The organism is Ensifer sp. NM-2 (assembly GCF_003024455.1).
Classification (GTDB): domain Bacteria; phylum Pseudomonadota; class Alphaproteobacteria; order Rhizobiales; family Rhizobiaceae; genus Ensifer; species Ensifer canadensis.
Genome location: NZ_PVZR01000155.1, coordinates 1 through 421 on the forward strand (window position 1 = coordinate 1; position 421 = coordinate 421).

The window sequence follows — 421 nt, forward strand, 5'->3', positions numbered from 1 at the left end:
TGCATGACGACGGCTTTGCAGTGCCGGTAGATCGCCCCTGCCGTGGCGCGCACCGCGTTCGAGGTGGCGGGATATTCCGGCAAAGCCTTGCGCTGGTTGTTCAGCAAATTGAGTTTATCGTCGGCGTTGCCTTCGGTGTTCGTCGCGGCCCAAAACATTGTGGCTACGGTCTTGAGCCAAGCGAGATCCGCAGTGAGATCAGCCGGTTCGCCGGCGTAGTTGGCGATGATCGGCAACACGTCGCCTGGCTGTTCCTCATGCATGACGACGGCTTTGCAGTGCCGGTAGATCGCCCCTGCCGTGGCGCGCACCGCGTTCGAGGTGGCGGCATATTTCGGCAAAGCCTTGTACTGGTTGTTCAGCAAATCGAGATTTTCGTCGGCGTTGCCTTCGGTGTTCGTCGCGGCCCAAAGCATTGTGG

1 protein-coding gene is annotated in these 421 nt (G+C 60.1%); it reads right to left on the minus strand.

Annotation, left to right across the window (positions count from 1 at the left end; translation table 11 throughout):
* Positions 1-421: hypothetical protein (locus C6558_RS40230; protein ID WP_158269025.1), on the minus strand; the 421-nt coding region annotated here is incomplete at both ends.